This is a genomic window from Streptomyces sp. DI166 (assembly GCF_900091315.1).
Classification (GTDB): domain Bacteria; phylum Actinomycetota; class Actinomycetes; order Streptomycetales; family Streptomycetaceae; genus Streptomyces; species Streptomyces fuscus.
Map to the genome: position 1 here is coordinate 86,345 of NZ_FLSP01000015.1, position 18,317 is coordinate 104,661.

The window sequence follows — 18,317 nt, forward strand, 5'->3', positions numbered from 1 at the left end:
CAGACGGGGTATTAGTCTTGAAAACCTCAGATCGGGGATTCCGGGTCCGCAGAGCCGCCGTTGTCGCGCTCACGACCGGGGCGATGTTCACCACCGGAGCCCTCGCCGCGGCGCCGGCCCAGGCCGCGACCAAGCCGACCATCACCGCCAAGGGCGGGTACCTGATGAACGGCGCCACGGGCAAGACGCTGTTCACCAAGAGCGCCGACACCAAGCGGCTCACGGCGTCCACCACGAAGATCATGACCGCCAAGGTCGTCCTCACGCAGTCGAACCTGAACCTGGACGCCAAGGTCACCATAAAGAAGGAAGTCAGCGACTACATCGTCTCCCGGGGCGCCTCCTCCGCCCGGCTGATCGTCGGTGACAAGGTCACGGTCCGTCAGCTGCTCTACGGGCTGATGCTGCCCTCCGGCTGCGACGCCGCCATGGCCCTCGCCGACAAGTTCGGCACCGGCTCCACGGTCAAGGCCCGCACCAAGAACTTCATCGCCAAGATGAACGCCAAGGCCAAGCAGCTCGGCATGACGAACACGCACTTCGACTCGTTCGACGGCATCAGCAACGGCTCCAACTACTCGACGCCGCGCGACCTGACCAAGCTCGCCCGCAGCGCGATGAAGCACTCCACGTTCAAAACGGTCGTGAAGACGAAGTCGTACACGGCCAAGACCATCACCAAGACGGGCGCGACCCGCACGATGGCGCCGTGGACGAACACCAACACTCTGCTCGGCTGGAACGGCACGCTCGGCATCAAGACCGGCTCCGGCGCCGAGGCCAAGTACTGCCTGGTCTTCGCGGCCACCAAGAACGGCGAGAGCGTGATCGGCACCGTCCTGACGGCTTCCAACGCGACCAACCGCACCTCGGACGTGAAGAAGCTCATCAACTACGGCTACGCCGCCATCAGCTGACGCCGGACCGAACGTCCACCGAGGGAGCCCACCACGAACCGTCCGGTGGGCTCCTGTCCGTTCGAGGAGGTCTTCTTGCTCTGGCCCGCGCTGCGCGCCCTGTACCACGGCCCCCTGTCCGACGACCGACTCCGCGCGCTGACAGACGAGTTCGCACTCGACCCGACGCCCCGCACGGAAGGGCCGGGCGCGGCGGGGAGTGTCGCGCACCGCACCTTCACCGAGGGAACCGCCCGCCTGACCCTGGACCTTGCCCGCGTCGGGGACTTTGCCTGGGTCCTCACCCTGTTCCACGACGGCGAGCGGCCCGGCACGGACGTGGTCGAGGCGCACCGCTCCCGCTTCCGCGCGGCCCTCGACCGCGCGGGCCTCACCCTCGTGCAGATCGACCCGCCCGCCACGGCCGACGAGGTTCTCACCGCCGCGCCGGAGACGGGCCCCGACTCCGCCCTCGGCGCCCACTGGCCGTGGCCCCACGACGGACTGGACCGTGTCTGGCCCCGCCTGGGCGTGCGGGCGGACGCGCCGCGTGCGGTGAAGGAGGTCAGGCTGCGCGAGGTCATGCGGACTCCCGCCTGGCCGACGGCACCGGAGGCACTGCGGCAGGAGGCCGAGGCGTTCCTGAGCGGGGTCTGAGACGCACCGAGGGGCGGTCGCGAGCATGTGCTCGGGGCCGCCCCTCGGGGTTGCTGCCGTGCCGGTTACGCCCAGGTGATCAGGCGCTTGGGCTGCTCCAGGACGGCGGCCACGTCGGCCAGGACCTTGGAGCCCAGCTCGCCGTCGACCAGGCGATGGTCGAAGGAGAGGGCCAGGGTGGTGACCTGGCGCGGCTTGACCTTGCCCTTGTGGACCCACGGCTGGAGCTTGATCGCGCCGACCGCGAGGATCGCGGACTCGCCGGGGTTCAGGATGGGCGTGCCGGTATCGACGCCGAAGACGCCGACGTTGGTGATGGTCACCGTGCCGCCCTGCATCGCTGCCGGGGACGTCTTGCCCTCCCGGGCCGTGGAGACCAGCTCGGCGAGGGACTCGGCGAGCTGGGGCAGGGTCTTGGCGTGCGCGTCCTTGATGTTCGGCACGATCAGACCGCGCGGGGTGGCGGCGGCGATGCCCAGGTTGACGTAGTGCTTGAGCACGATCTCCTGGTTCGCCTCGTCCCAGGAGGCGTTGATCTCCGGGTTGCGCTTGATGGCGACCAGCAGGGCCTTGGCGATCAGCAGCAGCGGGTTGACCCGCAGGCCCTGCATGTCCTTGTCCTGCTTCAGCTCCTCGACCAGCTTCAGCGTGCGGGTCACGTCCACCGTCACGAACTCCGTGACGTGCGGGGCGGTGAACGCCGAGCCGACCATCGCGGCGGCCGTCGCCTTGCGGACGCCCTTGACCGGGATCCGGGTCTCGCGGGCGCCGTCGAAGCCCACCACGGGCGCCGGAGCGGCGGCCGGGGCCGCGGCGGGCGCAGCCACGGGCTCCGGGGCCTTCGGCGGGGCCACGGCGGCGTGCACGTCCTCGCGGGTGATGATGCCGTCCGGGCCGGTCGGCACGACCGTCGCCAGGTCGACCCCGAGGTCCTTGGCGAGCTTGCGCACCGGCGGCTTGGCCAGCGGACGCTCCTTCACCGCGCTGTGGCCGTTGCTACGGCCGTTCAGCTCGCCCTGGATCGCCGAGGCGGCCTGTGCCGGGGCCGGGGAGGCCCGTTCGCGCGGGCGGCGCTTGGTGGAGGAGGCGGCCACGCCGTAGCCGACGAGCACCGGCTGGCGGCCCTGCGGCTGCTCCTCCTCCGGCTCGGGAGCCGGGGCGGGCGCGGCGGCGGCCGGGGCGGCCTCGGCGGGCTCCGCGGGGGCGGCGCCGCCCGCGACATCGACCGCGATGATCGACGTGCCCACGTCCACCGTGGTGCCCTCGGGGAAGTGCAGCTCGCGCACCACACCGTCGTAGGGGATGGGCAGTTCGACGGCGGCCTTGGCCGTCTCGACCTCGCACACCACCTGCCCGTCGGTGACGGTGTCACCGGGCTGGACGTACCACTTGAGGATCTCCGCCTCGGTGAGGCCCTCACCGACGTCCGGCATCTTGAACTCGCGTACGGACGCTTCCGTCATCGTCGTCACGACCCTCTCCTCAGTACGCCAGGGCACGGTCGACCGCGTCGAGCACCCGGTCCAGGCCCGGCAGGTACTCCTCCTCCAGACGCGCCGGCGGGTACGGGGCGTGGTAGCCGCCGACCCGGAGCACCGGGGCCTCCAGGTGGTAGAAGCAGCGCTCCGTGATCCGGGCGGCGATCTCCGCGCCGGAGCCGAAGAACACCGGCGCCTCGTGCACCACGACCAGACGGCGGGTCTTCTCCACCGACGCCTGGATGGAGTCGAAGTCGAGCGGGGAGACCGACCGCAGGTCCAGGACCTCCAGGGAACGGCCCTCCTCCGCGGCGGCGTCGGCGACCTCCTGGCAGAGCTTGACCATCGGGCCGTAGGCGGCCAGCGTGAGGTCGGTGCCGGGGCGGACGACCTGGGCCTTGTGCAGCGGTCCGGGGATCGCCTCGGTGTTGACCTCGGCCTTGTCCCAGTAGCGCCGCTTGGGCTCGAAGAAGATCACCGGGTCGTCGCTCTGGATGGCCTGCTGCATCATCCAGTACGCGTCGGAGGCGTTGGAGGGGCTGACGATCTTCAGACCCGCCACGTGCGCGAACAGCGACTCCGGGGACTCGCTGTGGTGCTCCACGGCGCCGATGCCGCCGCCGTAGGGGATGCGCACCACGACGGGCAGCTTGACCTTGCCCAGGGAGCGGGCGTGCATCTTGGCGAGCTGGGTGACGATCTGGTCGTAGGCCGGGAAGACGAAGCCGTCGAACTGGATCTCCACCACCGGGCGGTAGCCGCGCAGCGCGAGGCCGATCGCGGTGCCGACGATGCCGGACTCGGCGAGCGGGGTGTCGATGACCCGCTCCTCGCCGAAGTCCTTCTGCAGCCCGTCGGTCACCCGGAACACGCCGCCCAGCTTGCCGACGTCCTCACCCATGACGAGGACCTTGGGGTCGGACTCCAATGCCTTGCGCAGCGACTCGTTGATCGCCTTGGCGAGTGCCATCTTCTCGGCCATCTCACTTGCCCCCTTCCGCGTCCGCGAACGACGCCTGGTAGGCGGCGAACTGGGCCCGCTCCTCGTCGACGAGCGCGTGCCCGTCCGCGTACACGTTCTCGAAGATGGCGAAGTGGTCCGGGTCCGGCATGGCGCGGACCGCCTCGCGTACTCGCCTGCCCAACGCCTCGGACTCGGCCTCCAGTTCCGCGAAGAATCCCTCGTCCGCGTGGTTTGCGGACTCAAGGAACTGGCGAAGGCGCAGGATCGGGTCCTTGGCCTCCCAGGCCGCGCGCTCGTCGTCGCCGCGGTACCGGGTCGGGTCGTCGGAGGTGGTGTGGGCGCCCATGCGGTAGGTGTACGCCTCGACCAGGGTCGGGCCCTCACCGCCGCGCGCCCGCTCCAGGGCCCACTTGGTGACCGCGAGACAGGCCAGTACGTCGTTGCCGTCGACGCGGACGCCGGGGAAGCCGAAGCCCTGCGCGCGCTGGTAGAGCGGCACGCGGGTCTGCTTCTCGGTCGGCTCGGAGATCGCCCACTGGTTGTTCTGGCAGAAGAACACCACCGGCGCGTTGTAGACGGCCGAGAAGGTGAACGACTCCGCGACGTCGCCCTGGCTGGAGGCGCCGTCGCCGAAGTAGGCGATCACCGCGCTGTCCGCGCCGTCCTTGGCGACGCCCATGGCGTAGCCGGTGGCGTGCAGGGTCTGCGAGCCGATGACGATCGTGTACAGCTGGAAGTTGTTGCTGTTGGGGTCCCAGCCGCCGTTGTTCACACCCCGGAACATGCCCAGCAGGTTGGTCGGGTCGACCCCGCGGCACCAGGCCACGCCGTGCTCGCGGTAGGTCGGGAAGACGTAGTCGTCATCCCGCAGCGCCCGCCCGGAACCGATCTGGGCGGCCTCCTGGCCGAGCAGCGAGGCCCACAGGCCCAGCTCGCCCTGGCGCTGCAGGGAGGTGGCCTCGGCGTCGAAGCGACGGGTGAGCACCATGTCGCGGTAGAGACCGCGCAGGTCCTCCGGGGTGATGTCGGCGACGTACTTGTCGTACTGCGCGTTCTTCACGCGCTTGCCCTCGGGCGTCAGCAACTGAACGAGTTCGGGCTTGGTGCTCGGGGACTTCCTGGTCCCGGCGCTGCGTCGCGGTTTGCGCGCGGCAGTGCTCTCCACGGTCACGTGTGCTCCTCCGTCGGTCCGGTCCCCCGGGGTTGCCGGGTAAACCAGTGCGGCTCACCTGGTCCGACACCCGTGCACGGGGTGGGTGTCACTCGGCCGGAACAGGCGTGACAGGTGCCCCGGCGAGCGCCCTGCAATCATCACGTTACCCAGTGCTCCACATTTCTGTGAAACCCCATTTGACCTGCGATTTTGCTTGGATTTCCAAGTAAATCGCGAGGAACTCGAAGGGTGCTGGTCACAGCCTTGCAGGAGGCCGGAGCAACGGCACGTTATCCCGGGCACCCAGCTCACCGGAAGACTTTTCGTGTTTGACTTGTCGAGTGCGCGAAAGCGGAAAAATCCGGGTATTTCTGCTGGACGACCACGAGGTCGTGCGGCGGGGGGTGCAGGATTTGCTCTCCGTCGAGGACGACATCGAGGTGGTCGGCGAGGCCGGTACGGCCGCCCGGGCGCTGGCCCGGATCGCGGCCACCCGGCCCGATGTGGCGGTCCTGGACGTACGCCTTCCGGACGGCAGCGGGGTCGAGGTGTGCCGGGAGATCCGGTCCCGGGACGAGTCGGTGAAATGCCTGATGCTGACCTCGTACGCGGACGACGAGGCACTGTTCGAGGCGATCCTGGCGGGGGCCTCCGGCTATGCGCTCAAGGCGATCCGCGGCACCGAGCTGTTGGACGCGGTGCGCAGCGTGGCGGCGGGGAAGTCGCTGCTGGACCCGGCGGCCACCGCGCGCCTGCTGGAGCGGCTGCGCGACGGGGAGCGGGCGAAGTCCGCCGACCGGGACGGGAAACTCGACGCGCTCACCGACCAGGAGCGCCGGATTCTCGACCTGATCGGCGAGGGGCTCACCAACCGGCAGATCGGCGAGGAACTCGGTCTCGCCGAGAAAACGATCAAGAATTACGTCTCCGGCCTGCTCGCCAAGCTCGGAATGCGACGGCGTTCGCAGGCGGCCGCGTATGTCGCGCGGATGCAGGCGGAGAAGGGCTGATCGTCCTCTCCGGGCCACTTCCGGAGCATCCCGTGACCGAATGCGACTGACGTCGACTTTCTGTGACAATGCCCAGCTCAGGGCCCCGGCTCGTGCCCTAGCATCTGGCGCGTGCCGCGCCCTTGTGTACCACCCCCTGTGCATCCCGCGCCCCCGTTGGGCGCCCTCCTGCGCCAGTACGCAGCCGGATGCGCCGTCACCTGTGAACCGGTCGACCAGGGGCTGCTCAACCGCGGCTACCGGCTGCGCACGACGCGCGGCCGCTACTTCCTCAAGCACCACTTCGACCCCGAGACGGCCGACCCCGCCGCGATCGTCCGCCAGCACCGGGCCACCCGGCGCCTGGCCGACCTCGGCGTCCCCGTGGCGCCGCCGCTGCCCGCGCGGGACGGCCGCACGGTCGCGGTGATCGGCGGGCACGCCTACGCCCTGCACCCCTGGATCGACGGCAGGCACCGGCACGGCGGCCAGCTCACCCCGGGCCAGTGCACCCGGCTCGGCGCGCTGCTCGGGGCCGTGCACGCGGGCCTGGAGCGCGTGATGCCGCCCTCACCGCGGCAGCCCGCTCAGGCCGCCGACCCCGAGGACACCTTCGCCCTGATCGCGGACCTGCTCGGCCGGGTGCGCCGGCACCGGCCCGCCGACTCCTTCGACGCGCTCGCCCGGCACCGGCTGCTGGAGCGGCGCGAGCTGCTGGAACGGCACGCCGACCGGCGCCCCCCGGCCGGGGGCCCGGTGGGCTGGGTGCACGGGGACTTCCACCCCTTCAACCTGCTCTACAAGGGTGACGCCCCCGCCGCGATCGTCGACTGGGACCGCCTCGGCGTCCAGCCCCGCGCGGAGGAGGCCGTCCGCGCCGCCGCGATCTTCTTCGTCCGGCCCGCGGGCACGCTGGACCTGCCGAAGGTGCGCGCCTACACGCGCGCGTACCGGCGCGCGGCGGGCGCCACCGCGTCGGAACTCGCGGCGGCGGTCCACCGCGTGTGGTGGGAGCGCCTGAACGACTTCTGGATGCTCCGCTGGCACTACGAACGCGGCGACACCCGGGCCGACCCCCAGTTCCCGGCCGCCTCGGCGCTGGCGGTCTGGTGGACCCGGGAGTACGACACGGTGTGCGACGCGTTCGTGGACTGAGCCTCAGCCGGACAGGTCGCCCGTGGCACCCTCGTCCGTGCCACCCGTCGGGTCGCCGGTCGGGGCCGTCGGCTCCGTCTCGGTTTCCGTCGGGTCGTCCGTCGGCTCCGTCGGCTCGGTGGCCGTGTCCGTCGGGTCCGGCGGCGGCGTCGTGGCCGTCTGGGACGGCGTGTACGTCGGGGTCGGGTCCGGGGTCCAGCCCGTGCCGCCGTCCGTGTTGGTGCCGTTGTCCGTGTCGGGGTCGTCCGTGGGGAAGTCGTCCTCGTCGTCCGTCGGGGACTCGTCGGCCGTCTTGTCGTCCTCGGACTGGGTGACGCTCGGGGACTTGGTGGTGTCCGTGCCGGGCTTCTTGTCGCCGCCGTTGTTCAGGGCGAGGGCGACGCCCGCCGCGATGGCGACGACCGCGAGCACGGCGAGGATCCACAGCTTGCCGCGGCCGCTGCCCCGGTTGCCGTGGCCCTCGAAGCCGCCGTCGTCGCCGCCGTAGCGGCCGGGCAGGATCGGCTGCGGGATCTGCGTCGTACCGGAGGCGTCGGCGCCCGGGTGGCCCATCACGGCCGTCTGCGCGAAGCCCGCGGACGGGGTGTGGCGGCCCTCGTGCATGTCGACCGGGCCGGTGTTCCAGGTGCCGGTGTGCCCGCCCTGGTCGTACAGCATCTGCAGGCCGTACTGGACCAGGCCGCGCATCTCCTCGGCGGTCTGGAAGCGGTCGTCGGGCTCCTTGGCGAGGGAGCGCATGACCAGGCCGTCCAGCTCCGGCGGCGAGGCGTCGGAGACCTCCGACGGGGGCGTGGGGATGTCCTGGACGTGCTGGTAGACCACCGAGAGCGGGGTCTCACCGGTGAACGGGGGCCGCAGGGCGAGGAGTTCGTACAGCAGGCAGCCCGTCGCGTACAGGTCGGAGCGGTGGTCGACGGCCTTGCCGAGCGCCTGCTCCGGGGAGAGGTACTGCGGGGTGCCCATGACCATGCCGGTCTGCGTCATCGTCGTGGACGCGCCGTGCAGCGCGCGGGCGATGCCGAAGTCCATCACCTTCACCGCGCCGTTGTTGGTGATGATGACGTTCGCCGGCTTGATGTCGCGGTGCACGATGCCGTGCTGGTGCGAGTAGGCGAGCGCCTCCAGCACCCCGGAGACGATGATCAGGGCCTGCTCCGGGCCCGGCGCCTCGGCGTTGATGAGCAGGTCGCGGATGGTGCGTCCCTCGACCAGCTCCATGACGATGTACGGCACGCTCTGGCCGCCGACGACGTCCTCACCGGAGTCGTACACGGCCACGATCGCATGGTGGTTGAGGCCGGCGACCGACTGGGCCTCGCGCGTGAAACGGGCCTTGGAGACCGGGTCCTCGGCGAGGTCGGCGCGCAGCAGCTTCACCGCGACGGTCCGTCCGAGCCGGACGTCCTCCGCGGCGAACACCTCGGCCATGCCGCCCCGGCCCAGTCTGCGGGTGAGCCGATACCGGCCGTCGCCGACCAGCCCGCCGTTACCCCACATCTCCGGCGCATCTGACATACCGCCGCCAGTCGCCTCGGGGTCGGACGGGCCCTGAGCGCGCTGCTGCTGTGCCATCAGTCCTCGCCGTCGTTTCTGCCCGCGGTGCGCGCGGTGTTGTTACGGTCTCCGTCGGCCACGCTACAGCCTCCGCGCGGGCCGCCGGTCCGGGACGGTGCCCTCGGCCGGTCCGGGACGGACCGGTCATGAAACCCGCAAGCGGTGCGTCGTGCAAATTCTGTGTACCGGCCGTAGGCCCCCTGTAACGCTTGCGCGACGCTTCTTTCGCGTACGGTCACGGAACGGGCACCGAGCTTGACGTGTCAGTGCCCTGGGGCAGACTTGGCCGGGAATAGCACTTTCGATCAACGACTGATCCACGACAATCGCCGGCGCCAACGGGCTATGGGGGACACGGAGACATGAGCCAGGACGGCGCACAGGGGCGGTACGCGGGACGGGCGCTGGCGGACGGCCGCTACCAGCTGCGCGATTTGCTCGGCGAAGGCGGCATGGCCTCGGTGCACCTCGCGTACGACGCCGTGCTCGACCGCCAGGTGGCGGTCAAGACCCTGCACACCGAACTCGGCCGCGAACAGGCCTTCCGCGAGCGGTTCCGCCGCGAGGCCCAGGCCGTGGCCAAGCTCACGCACACCAACATCGTCTCGGTGTTCGACACCGGCGAGGACGTCGTCGACGGTATGACGACGCCGTACATCGTCATGGAGTACGTCGAGGGCCGCCCGCTCGGCTCGGTGCTCGACGAGGACATCCGCCGGCAGGGCGCGATGCCCGCCGACAAGGCGCTGAAGATCACCGCGGACGTGCTCGCGGCGCTGGAGATCAGCCACGAGATGGGGCTGGTCCACCGGGACATCAAGCCGGGCAACGTGATGATGACCAAGCGCGGCGTGGTCAAGGTGATGGACTTCGGCATCGCCCGCGCCATGCAGTCCGGCGTCACCTCGATGACCCAGACCGGCATGGTGGTCGGCACCCCGCAGTACCTCTCCCCGGAGCAGGCCCTGGGCCGGGGCGTCGACGCCCGCTCCGACCTGTACTCGGTCGGCATCATGCTCTTCCAACTGGTCACCGGGCGGCTGCCGTTCGACGCCGACTCGCCACTGGCGATCGCGTACGCGCACGTACAGGAGGAGCCGGTCGCGCCCTCCTCGATCAACCGCTCGCTGCCTCCGGCGGTGGACGCGCTGATCGCCCGCGCGCTGCGCAAGAACCCCAACGAGCGCTTCCCGAACGCCGAGGCCATGCGGGACGAGTGCCTGCGGGTGGCGTCCTCCTTCCAGGCCGCCGCGCCGAACATCGTGCCGGGTGCCCAGACCGCCAGCGGCTCCGGTGTCGGCTCCGCGGTCTTCCCGCCGGTCGACCAGTCGACCCCGGCGCCGACCGGGCCGGTGCAGACGCCGTACCAGCCCGCGCCGACGCCCAACCCGTACGGCACGCCGACCCCCGCGCCCGCGCCGTCCTACGGCTATCCGCAGGCGCAGCAGGGCTACGCGACCCCGGCACCGGCCGGGTACGCCTCGACGCCGCCGCCGTACAACATCACCCCGCAGACCACCGCCGTCTCCCCCTCCGGGGGCGGGCGCCGCAACAACAAGCCGGTGATCATCGGCTCGATCGTGGTGTCGGTGCTCGCGGTGGGCGGTCTGATCGCCGCGCTGACGCTGAACGGCGGCGACGGCAAGGACCCGAAGGCCGACGGCAGCGCTTCCCCCTCAGTGGTCGAGGGGCACCGGGGGCCGGACAAGTCGCGGACCATCGACAAGGAGAAGTGCACCGACCCGGTGGAGTCGTACAACGACCCCGACAAGGTGGAGCTCCCGAACTTCACGTTCAAGGACTACGACTCCGTGCGTGCCTGCGCCCGTGCCGCCGGCTGGGAGGTCGAGCGCAAGGACGTGGACGAGAACACCTACGGCCAGGACACGGTGATGGAGCAGTTCCCGACGCCGGGGACCGACATCGACCCGCAGAACGCGCCGAAGATCCAGCTCAACGTCTCCACGGGCAACCCGGCCTGACGGCACCTGCGCGAAGACGAGGACGGAGAAGGGCCCGGCGGTCGCACCGACCGCCGGGCCCTTCGGCTTGTTCCCGGGAGGACCCGCTTCTAGAGGTACGGTCCGCCCGAGCGGCCGCCGGTGCGCGGGTCGTCGCCGCCCTCCTGCAGGGCGCCCGGCGGCAGGGCCCGGCGCATCTGCTCCAACTGGGCGCGGGCCGCCATCTGCTGGGCGAACAGGGTGGTCTGGATCCCGTGGAAGAGTCCCTCCAGCCAGCCCACCAACTGGGCCTGCGCGATCCTCAGTTCCGCATCGGACGGGGTGCCCTCGTCGGTGAACGGCAGGGACAGACGCTCCAGTTCCTCCACCAGCTCCGGAGCGAGGCCGTCCTCCAACTCCTTCACCGAGCTGGCGTGGATCTCCTTGAGGCGGACCCGGCTGGCCTCGTCGAGAGGAGCCGCGCGCACCTCTTCGAGCAGCTGCTTGATCATGCTGCCGATCCGCATGACCTTCGCGGGCTGCTCCACCTGCTCCGTCACCGGAATCTCGCGGGAGTCCTCGTCTGCGTTGCCACCGCTGAGCGCCATACCGTCCTGGCCCACGACCAGGATCTGCGGGTTCTCGGGCGACCTTTCGTTCCTCGGCATCTCCATGCCGCCATTCTCTCGCACCCTTACATCTCATCAGCGTGGTGCCCCCTGGGAGGGGTGATCCACCGTTTACGTGGGGTTCGACCCGGTGACGGCGCCGGAAATGCCCGCAGCGTCCAATGATGTGAGGCTTGTGTCTGTGACGCGATGGCTGCGGACAGTACGCGCGACGGCACTGCTCGTCGTGCTCGTGGGCGGATTCGGGGGCGGGGTGGCGTACGGCGAGCCGGCCGCCCCGCCCTCCGCCCCGGCGTCCCGTGCCGGGAGCGCGGCCGGGGAGGGGCGGGAGCGCCCCGGGCGGCCGGACGTGGGGGTGCCGGAGCCCGAGGAGGAACAGCGGCCGGTCGCCGCCTCCCCCACCCCGGAGCCCGGCCCGGCGACCGGCGAGCCCGTGGACGCCGTCGTACCGTCCGGGCCGGTGGTGGAGGTGCTGCCGCTGGGCAGCGGGCTGGTACTGATCGGGCTCGGCCTCGGGCTCGCCTTCCTGGGGCTGCGGCTGCGGCGTACGGACTGAGCCCGCTCCTTGTCGGCTCAGCCCGTCACCAGCAGGACCTTGCCGATGTGGGTGCTCTCCGCCACGACCCGGTGCGCGGCGGCCGCGTCGCTCATCGGGATCTCCCGGTCCACGACCGGACGCACGTGCCCGCCGTCCAGCAGCGGCCACACATGCTCGCGCACGGCGGCCACGATCGCCGTCTTCTCGGCCAGCGGGCGGGCCCGCAGCGAGGTCGCGCTGATCGCGGCTCGCTTGCTCAGCAGCGCGCCGATGTTCAGCTCGCCCTTCACGCCGCCCTGGAGGCCGATCACCGCCAGCCGCCCGTTGACCGCGAGGGCGCGCACATTGCGGTCCAGGTACTTGGCGCCCATGTTGTCGAGGATGACGTCGGCGCCCGCGCCGTCGGTGGCCTTCGCGATCTCCTCGACGAAGTCCTGCTCCCGGTAGTTGATCAGGATGTCCGCGCCCAGCTCGGCGCACCGGTCCAGCTTCTGCCTGGTCCCCGCGGTGACCGCGACCTTCGCGCCGACGGCCTTGGCGAGCTGGATCGCCATGGTGCCGATGCCGCTGGAGCCGCCGTGCACCAGCAGCGTCTCGCCGGGCCGCAGATGGGCGACCATGAAGACGTTCGACCAGACCGTGCAGACCACCTCGGGCAGCGCCGCCGCCTGGACCAGGCCCACGCCCTTGGGCACCGGCAGCACCTGCCCGACCGGCACGACGACCTTCTCCGCGTAACCGCCGCCCCCGAGCAGCGCGCACACCTCGTCGCCGACCGCCCAGCCGGAGACCCCGGGGCCGACCGCGCCGATACGCCCCGAGCACTCCAGGCCCGGATAGGGGGACGCGCCGGGCGGCGGGTCGTAGAAGCCCTGCCGCTGAAGCAGGTCGGCCCGGTTCACCGCGCTCGCCGCCACCTCGATGAGGACCTCACCCTCGCCGGGCACCGGATCGGGGACCTCGGCCCACACCAGCGCCTCGGGTCCACCGGGTTCGTCAATCGTGATCGCATGCATGGGGGCGACGCTACTCCTCGCCGAAATCGAGGTGCGATCACCGATGAGTTCGGGCCACGGTGACGGTCTCTGATGCGTAACCCATGTACGCGGAAGGACAACCCACCATGAGCCAGCACACGCCGGCCCTGGCCATCGAGACAGCGGGCCTGGTGAAGACGTTCGGCGAGACCAGGGCCGTCGACGGAGTCGACCTCGCGGTGCCGGCCGGCACGGTCTACGGCGTCCTCGGGCCGAACGGCGCCGGGAAGACCACCACCGTGAAGATGCTCGCCACCCTGCTGCGCCCGGACGGCGGTGAGGCCCATGTGTTCGGCCACGACGTCGTGCGCGAGGCCGACGAGGTACGCGGCCGGGTGAGCCTCACCGGCCAGTACGCCTCGGTGGACGAGGACCTCACCGGCACCGAGAACCTGGTCCTGCTGGGGCGGCTGCTCGGCCACTCCAAGCAGGCCGCGCGCCGCCGCAGCGAGCAGCTCCTGGAGGCGTTCGGGCTCTCCGAGGCGGCGGCGAAGCAGGTCAAGCACTACTCGGGCGGTATGCGGCGCCGGATCGACATCGCCGCGTCCATCCTCAACACGCCCGATCTGCTCTTCCTCGACGAGCCGACCACCGGGCTCGACCCGCGCAGCCGCAACCAGGTGTGGGACATCGTGCGCGCGGTGGTCGCCCAGGGCACCACCGTGCTGCTGACCACCCAGTACCTGGACGAGGCCGACCAGCTCGCCTCCCGGATCGCGGTCATCGACCACGGAAAGGTGATCGCCGAGGGCACCAAGGGCGAGCTGAAGGCGTCCGTGGGCGCCGGTTCGGTCCATCTGCGGCTGCGCGACCCGGGACAGCGGCCGGACGCCGAGCGGGTGCTGCGGGCGACGCTGGACGCCGATGTGCAGCTGGAGCCCGACCCGGTGGCGCTGACCGCGCGGCTGTCCTCGGCGACCGGGGACAGCGCGGCCGAGGAGGCGTCCCGGGCGCTGGCCGAGCTGGCCCGCACCGGGATCACCGTCGACAACTTCTCGCTGGGCCAGCCCAGCCTGGACGAGGTCTTCCTCGCCCTCACCGGACACGACACCGGCCAGGACTCCGGTCAGGACCTGGGCCGTGACAGCAAGGACGAGGTGGCGGCATGAGCACTGCGACAACCTCCGAGGCCAAGGAACTCGCCCCGGTCAGCGCCGAGTCGCTCGCCGAGCTGCTCGTCACCGGGGAGCGTCCGCCGCGGCCGAGCGCGCTGTCGGCCTCGCTGACCTTCGGCTGGCGGGCCATGCTGAAGATCAAGCACGTGCCGGAGCAGCTCTTCGACGTCACCGCGTTCCCGATCATGATGGTGCTGATGTACACGTACCTGTTCGGGGGCGCCCTGGCCGGGTCCCCGAAGGAGTACATCCAGTTCCTGCTGCCGGGCATCCTGGTGATGTCGGTCGTGATGATCACGATGTACACCGGGGTCTCGGTCAACACGGACATCGAGAAGGGTGTCTTCGACCGGTTCCGCTCGCTGCCCATCTGGCGGCCGTCGACGATGGTCGGCTATCTGCTCGGCGACGCCGTGCGCTACACCCTCGCCTCCGCGGTGATGCTCACCGTCGGGATCATCCTCGGCTACCGGCCCGACGGCGGGGTCGTGGGCGTGGTCACCGGGATCGCGCTGCTGGTGGTGTTCTCGTTCGCGTTCTCGTGGATCTGGACGATGTTCGGGCTGCTGCTGCGCACCGAGAAGTCGGTCATGGGCGTCAGCATGATGGTGATCTTCCCGCTGACCTTCCTGTCCAACGTCTTCGTCGACCCGAAGACCATGCCGGGCTGGCTCCAGGCCTTTGTGAACAACAGCCCCATCACCCATCTGTCCTCCGCGGTGCGGGAGCTGATGGCGGGCGACTGGCCGGCCGACGAGATCGCCTGGTCCCTGGGGTGGGCCGGGGTGCTGATGCTGGTCTTCGGGCCGATCACGATGCGGCTGTACAACCGCAAGTAACCCCTCGGTCGGTCCCGCTGCGGTCCCCCGGGCTCAGTCCTGGGGGATCGGACGCATGTCGGGCGCGACCTGGACGGTCGGGGTGGCCCGGACGATGGTGATGACCCGGTCCGTCGCCTGGAGGGTGCCGACGGCCGGGTCGTCGTAGCCGAGGACGCGGTGGCCGCGCAGCACGCTGATCACCAGATCGCCGATCTCCCTCGGCCCCTTGCCCACCTCGGCCTTTATGACCGGCCGTTCGACGATGTCGAGCCCGGTGCCCTGCTGGATCAGGTCCTCCATCACCATGCCCGCGGCGGGGCTGAGTACCGACAGACCGAGCAGCCGTCCGGCGGCGCTGGCGCTGGTGATGACCGCGTCGGCGCCGGACTGCTTGAGCAGCGGGGCGTTCTCCTCCTCGCGCACCGCGGCCACGATCTTGGCGCCGCGGTTCATCTGGCGGGCGGTCAGGGTCACCAGGACGGCGGTGTCGTCGCGCTGGGTGGCGATGATGATCTTCCGGGCCCGCTGCACCTCGGCGCGCTTGAGCACATCGCTGCGGGTCGCGTCGCCCACGACACCGGCGTAGCCCTCGGCGGTCGCGGCGTCGATCACCTTGCTGCTGGGGTCGACGACGACGACCTGCTCCTTCGCCAGGCCCGTCGCGCAGACGGTCTGGATCGCCGAGCGCCCCTTGGTACCGAAGCCGACGACGACGGTGTGGTCGCGCAAGGTGGACCTCCAGCGGTTGAGTCGCCATTCCTCCCGGGTGCGTTCGGTGAGGACCTCCAGCGTGGTGCCGACCAGGATGATCAGGAACAGCACCCGCATCGGCGTGATGACGAGGATGTTGATGAGCCGGGCGGCGTCACTGACCGGGGTGATGTCGCCGTAGCCCGTGGTGGAGAGGGTGACGGTCGCGTAGTACAACGCGTCGAGGTAGTCGACGCTTCCGTCGGAGCTGTCGTTGTAGCCGTCGTGGTCGGCGTAGACGATGAGCGAGCAGAGCAGCAGCAGCGTCAATGCCATGATCACGCGCTTGGCGACCTGGCGGAAGGGGTGCTCGACCACCTTCTGCGGCAGTTTGATCCGGTGGGTGACCAGGTGTTCGTCCGGCTGGCGGGCGATGGCGTCGTTGCCCGGAAGTTTCACGTGAAACACACCCCGATCCCCGAGGACGCCCAGGGCAGATCCAGTAGTTCCGCCTCCTGCCCGGCCGCGATCCCGCCGGGCGGTACGACGGCCAGGGCGTCGGCCGCCGCCATGCCCCGCAGCATCGCGGGCCCGTTGTAGTGCAGCGGTACGGCGTGGTCGCCGCGCAGCACGACCGGCACGAGCCGGGTGTCGTACGGGTGCCCGTGCGCGGCGTCCCGCAGCGGCAGCGTGTACGGCTCCGGGGCGGGGCGGGCGGCGAGGGTGCGCAGCAGGGGCTCGGCGAGCGTGAGCAGGCCGGAGACGGCCGCGAGGGGGTTGCCGGGCAGGCCCACCAGGTGCTGGTTCTCCTTGAGGCGGGCCAGCAGCATGGGGTGGCCGGGGCGGACCTTGACGCCGTCGACCAGCAGCTCGGCGCCCAGCCGGCGCAGGGTGGGGTGGACGTGGTCCACGGGTCCGGCGGCGGTGCCGCCGGTGGTGACGATCACCTCGGCCTCGGAGTAGGCGAGGGCCTTGTGCAGCGCCTCGGCGTCGTCTCCGAGGCGGCGCACGGTGGTGACCTCGGCGCCGAGCGCCCGCAGCCAGGGCGGCAGCATCGGGCCGAGCGCGTCCCGGATCAGCCCGTCGTGCGGGAGGCCCTCGGTGAGCAGTTCGTCGCCCAGGATCAGTACCTCGGCGCGGGGGCGGGGGACGGCGGTGACGGTGTCGTAGCCCGCGGCCGCGGCGAGGCCGAGGACGGCCGGGGTGACCAGGGTGCCGACCGGCAGGAGCTGGTCGCCGGAGCGGCACTCCTGGCCGCGGGGACGGATGTCCTGGCCGTGCGGGAGGTCGCGGTCGGCGTGCAGGCGGCCCTTGTCGTCGCCGCGCCCGTGCTCGCTGCGCAGGACGGCGGTGGTGTCCGGCGGGACCCGGGCGCCGGTGGCGATACGGACCGCCTCGCCGTCGGTGAGCGGGGCGGGCTCGGCGTGCCCGGCGAGGACGCCGGACTCCCGCACGTCCCAGGGGCCCGGTCCGGCGACCGCCCAGCCGTCCATCGCGGAGGTGTCGAAGGAGGGCAGGTCGGTGAGGGCGGTGAGGGGGGCGGCCAGGGTGAGGCCGAGCGCGGCGTCGAGGGGGACCTCGGCGGGCGTGCGGCGGGTGCCGGGGCCGCGTCCGGCGCGGGCGGCGGCGGCGCGGGCCTCGGGGCCAGGGTGTGGCGCGGTGGTGGCCGTGGCCGTGGCCGTTGTCCTGGCGTTGACGGGGCCGTTCGGGTCCGGGTGGGCCGCCCGCGGGGTTCTCCTTCACGAGGGCGAGCACCTCCTCGACGTCGAGGTCCTCGGCATCCGGGTCGCCCTGGACGCTGCGCGGGGTCATCAGGCGTCCGGGGTGGCGTCGGTCTTCTGTTCCTCGGCCCAGCGGTTGGCCAGGTCCGCGGCCTTGCGGGCGGCCTCGGCGACCACCTCGGGACCGCCCTCGGCGCGGGCGGCGGCGTAGCCGACGAGGAAGGTGGTCAGCGGGGCCGCGGGCCGCGCCACACCGTGGGCGGCGTCGCGGGCGAGGTCCAGCAGGACCTTGGTGTCGACGTCGAGGTCGATGCCCAGCTCGTCCTTGACTGCGGAGATCCATTCATCCAACACGTGCCCATGCTCCCTGATGCGTGCCCTGGCAGTGGCGATGTCGTCCCAGGTGTCGCAGTCGAAGGACGCGACGGGGTCGGGGACGCGGCTGAGACTCAGACCGGCGGTGAGACGGCGCAGCGGCAGGCCGGTCAGGGTGCCGTGCTCCTCGGTGAGGGCCGCGAGGGCCGCGCGCAGCGCGGGGGCCCGGTAGGCGGCGACGAGCGGCTGGTCACGGCCGTCGGCGTCGGTGACCAGCACTCCGTCGGCATCGTTCGCGCCCAGTGCGGCGAGCAGCCTGCGCACGGTCGCGGCGTCGAGGAAGGGAAGATCGGCGGAGAGCAGGACGAGGTGGTCGGCGGTGGTGGCGCTCAGCCCGGCCCCGAGGGCGGCCAGCGGCCCGCCGCCGGGGGGCTCCTCGCGCGCCCAGACCACCGGCCGGGGTACGGGCCTGGGATCGGCGACGACAACGGTGGTCCGGGCGTCGGCGCACGCGGCGAGCACACGCTCCAGCAACGACCGCCCGCCGACCCCGAGACCGGGCTTGTCGACACCCCCGAGCCGCCGCGCGGCACCCCCGGCGAGCACGACGGCGTCGTACGCCTCGGTACCCGGATGCTCGGGCGGCTCGTACGCGGTCACCCCCT

At 71.5% G+C, this 18,317-nt stretch carries 16 protein-coding genes and 1 pseudogene; 8 read left to right on the forward strand and 9 right to left on the reverse strand.

The annotated features are described in order from the left end of the window. Window positions 1–83 precede the first annotated feature (83 nt). On the forward strand, window positions 84–917 hold the full coding sequence (locus tag GA0115233_RS10380; RefSeq protein ID WP_250745107.1) for a D-alanyl-D-alanine carboxypeptidase family protein: 834 nt from the start codon (window positions 84–86) through the stop codon (window positions 915–917). 75 nt (window positions 918–992) lie between these two features. Beyond that, window positions 993–1,553 carry a hypothetical protein gene (locus tag GA0115233_RS10385; RefSeq protein WP_093719889.1) on the forward strand — a complete coding sequence of 187 codons (561 nt, stop codon included), beginning with the start codon at window positions 993–995 and terminating at the stop codon, window positions 1,551–1,553. Window positions 1,554–1,618: 65 nt separating this feature from the next. Here GA0115233_RS10385 and GA0115233_RS10390 read toward each other — a convergent pair whose 3' ends face one another. Genes GA0115233_RS10390 through pdhA form a run of 3 tightly spaced genes read right to left on the reverse strand, consistent with a single transcriptional unit; the run spans window position 1,619 to window position 5,166 of the window. Next, entirely contained in the window at window positions 1,619–3,025 is a 1,407-nt protein-coding gene (locus GA0115233_RS10390; RefSeq protein WP_093719859.1) for a dihydrolipoamide acetyltransferase family protein, read from the reverse strand. A gap of 10 nt (window positions 3,026–3,035) precedes the next feature. Beyond that, window positions 3,036–4,013, reverse strand: a complete 978-nt coding sequence (locus GA0115233_RS10395) for an alpha-ketoacid dehydrogenase subunit beta (RefSeq protein ID WP_093719860.1) — start codon at window positions 4,011–4,013, stop codon at window positions 3,036–3,038. 1 nt (window position 4,014) lies between these two features. After that, window positions 4,015–5,166, reverse strand: coding sequence for a pyruvate dehydrogenase (acetyl-transferring) E1 component subunit alpha (pdhA, locus tag GA0115233_RS10400; RefSeq protein ID WP_093719861.1), 1,152 nt, complete (start codon window positions 5,164–5,166; stop codon window positions 4,015–4,017). Window positions 5,167–5,489: 323 nt separating this feature from the next. Here pdhA and GA0115233_RS10405 point away from each other — a divergent pair, with 323 nt between their 5' ends. Together GA0115233_RS10405 and GA0115233_RS10410 are read left to right on the forward strand one after the other, a co-directional pair. Then, window positions 5,490–6,158 (forward strand): response regulator, encoded by a 669-nt coding sequence (locus GA0115233_RS10405; RefSeq protein ID WP_093719862.1) that lies wholly within the window; start codon window positions 5,490–5,492, stop codon window positions 6,156–6,158. Between the two features lie 138 nt (window positions 6,159–6,296). After that, window positions 6,297–7,292: a phosphotransferase gene (locus GA0115233_RS10410; protein ID WP_176711713.1), complete on the forward strand. Its 996-nt coding sequence runs from the start codon at window positions 6,297–6,299 to the stop codon at window positions 7,290–7,292. A gap of 3 nt (window positions 7,293–7,295) precedes the next feature. Here GA0115233_RS10410 and GA0115233_RS10415 read toward each other — a convergent pair whose 3' ends face one another. Then, window positions 7,296–8,864: a protein kinase domain-containing protein gene (locus GA0115233_RS10415; RefSeq protein ID WP_093719864.1), complete on the reverse strand. Its 1,569-nt coding sequence runs from the start codon at window positions 8,862–8,864 to the stop codon at window positions 7,296–7,298. Between the two features lie 344 nt (window positions 8,865–9,208). On the opposite strand from GA0115233_RS10415, the gene GA0115233_RS10420 reads away from it, so the two are divergent. Then, on the forward strand, window positions 9,209–10,828 hold the full coding sequence (locus GA0115233_RS10420) for a protein kinase domain-containing protein (protein ID WP_093719865.1): 1,620 nt from the start codon (window positions 9,209–9,211) through the stop codon (window positions 10,826–10,828). 89 nt (window positions 10,829–10,917) lie between these two features. Here GA0115233_RS10420 and GA0115233_RS10425 read toward each other — a convergent pair whose 3' ends face one another. Beyond that, the gene (locus GA0115233_RS10425) at window positions 10,918–11,460 is read right to left on the reverse strand and encodes a bacterial proteasome activator family protein (RefSeq protein WP_093719866.1); all 543 of its coding nucleotides are present in this window, start codon (window positions 11,458–11,460) and stop codon (window positions 10,918–10,920) included. Between the two features lie 136 nt (window positions 11,461–11,596). Between GA0115233_RS10425 and GA0115233_RS10430 the strand changes: the two genes are divergently transcribed. Beyond that, window positions 11,597–11,971: a hypothetical protein gene (locus GA0115233_RS10430; RefSeq protein WP_093719867.1), complete on the forward strand. Its 375-nt coding sequence runs from the start codon at window positions 11,597–11,599 to the stop codon at window positions 11,969–11,971. Window positions 11,972–11,988: 17 nt separating this feature from the next. On the opposite strand, the gene GA0115233_RS10435 is transcribed toward GA0115233_RS10430, so the two are convergent. Beyond that, window positions 11,989–12,969, reverse strand: a complete 981-nt coding sequence (locus GA0115233_RS10435; RefSeq protein ID WP_093719868.1) for an NAD(P)H-quinone oxidoreductase — start codon at window positions 12,967–12,969, stop codon at window positions 11,989–11,991. A gap of 107 nt (window positions 12,970–13,076) precedes the next feature. Here GA0115233_RS10435 and GA0115233_RS10440 point away from each other — a divergent pair, with 107 nt between their 5' ends. Both GA0115233_RS10440 and GA0115233_RS10445 read left to right on the forward strand, forming a co-directional pair. Beyond that, window positions 13,077–14,099 carry an ATP-binding cassette domain-containing protein gene (locus GA0115233_RS10440; protein ID WP_093719869.1) on the forward strand — a complete coding sequence of 341 codons (1,023 nt, stop codon included), beginning with the start codon at window positions 13,077–13,079 and terminating at the stop codon, window positions 14,097–14,099. Further along, window positions 14,096–14,944: an ABC transporter permease gene (locus GA0115233_RS10445; RefSeq protein ID WP_093719870.1), complete on the forward strand. Its 849-nt coding sequence runs from the start codon at window positions 14,096–14,098 to the stop codon at window positions 14,942–14,944. Before GA0115233_RS10440 ends, GA0115233_RS10445 begins: the two co-directional genes overlap by 4 nt. A 33-nt stretch (window positions 14,945–14,977) precedes the next feature. On the opposite strand, the gene GA0115233_RS10450 is transcribed toward GA0115233_RS10445, so the two are convergent. The 3 genes and pseudogenes from GA0115233_RS10450 to GA0115233_RS10460 form a co-directional block, all read right to left on the reverse strand. Beyond that, entirely contained in the window at window positions 14,978–16,084 is a 1,107-nt protein-coding gene (locus tag GA0115233_RS10450) for a potassium channel family protein (protein WP_093719871.1), read from the reverse strand. Continuing rightward, window positions 16,072–17,428: pseudogene (locus GA0115233_RS10455) on the reverse strand (molybdopterin molybdotransferase MoeA). Before GA0115233_RS10455 ends, GA0115233_RS10450 begins: the two are co-directional and overlap by 13 nt. After that, window positions 17,428–18,312 carry an NTP transferase domain-containing protein gene (locus GA0115233_RS10460; RefSeq protein WP_093719872.1) on the reverse strand — a complete coding sequence of 295 codons (885 nt, stop codon included), beginning with the start codon at window positions 18,310–18,312 and terminating at the stop codon, window positions 17,428–17,430. The pseudogene GA0115233_RS10455 and the gene GA0115233_RS10460 overlap by 1 nt, the downstream one beginning before the upstream one ends. Window positions 18,313–18,317: the final 5 nt, after the last annotated feature.

Bases quoted from the DNA above. Each gene is read 5' to 3' on its own strand.
- GA0115233_RS10380 (WP_250745107.1), top strand. From the start codon at position 84: ATGTTCACCACCGGAGCCCTCGCCGCGGCGCCGGCCCAGGCCGCGACC.
- GA0115233_RS10395 (WP_093719860.1), bottom strand. From the start codon at position 4,013: ATGGCCGAGAAGATGGCACTCGCCAAGGCGATCAACGAGTCGCTGCGC.
- GA0115233_RS10415 (WP_093719864.1), bottom strand. From the start codon at position 8,864: ATGGCACAGCAGCAGCGCGCTCAGGGCCCGTCCGACCCCGAGGCGACT.
- GA0115233_RS10420 (WP_093719865.1), top strand. From the start codon at position 9,209: ATGAGCCAGGACGGCGCACAGGGGCGGTACGCGGGACGGGCGCTGGCG.
- GA0115233_RS10425 (WP_093719866.1), bottom strand. From the start codon at position 11,460: ATGGAGATGCCGAGGAACGAAAGGTCGCCCGAGAACCCGCAGATCCTG.
- GA0115233_RS10435 (WP_093719868.1), bottom strand. From the start codon at position 12,969: ATGCATGCGATCACGATTGACGAACCCGGTGGACCCGAGGCGCTGGTG.
- GA0115233_RS10440 (WP_093719869.1), top strand. From the start codon at position 13,077: ATGAGCCAGCACACGCCGGCCCTGGCCATCGAGACAGCGGGCCTGGTG.
- GA0115233_RS10445 (WP_093719870.1), top strand. From the start codon at position 14,096: ATGAGCACTGCGACAACCTCCGAGGCCAAGGAACTCGCCCCGGTCAGC.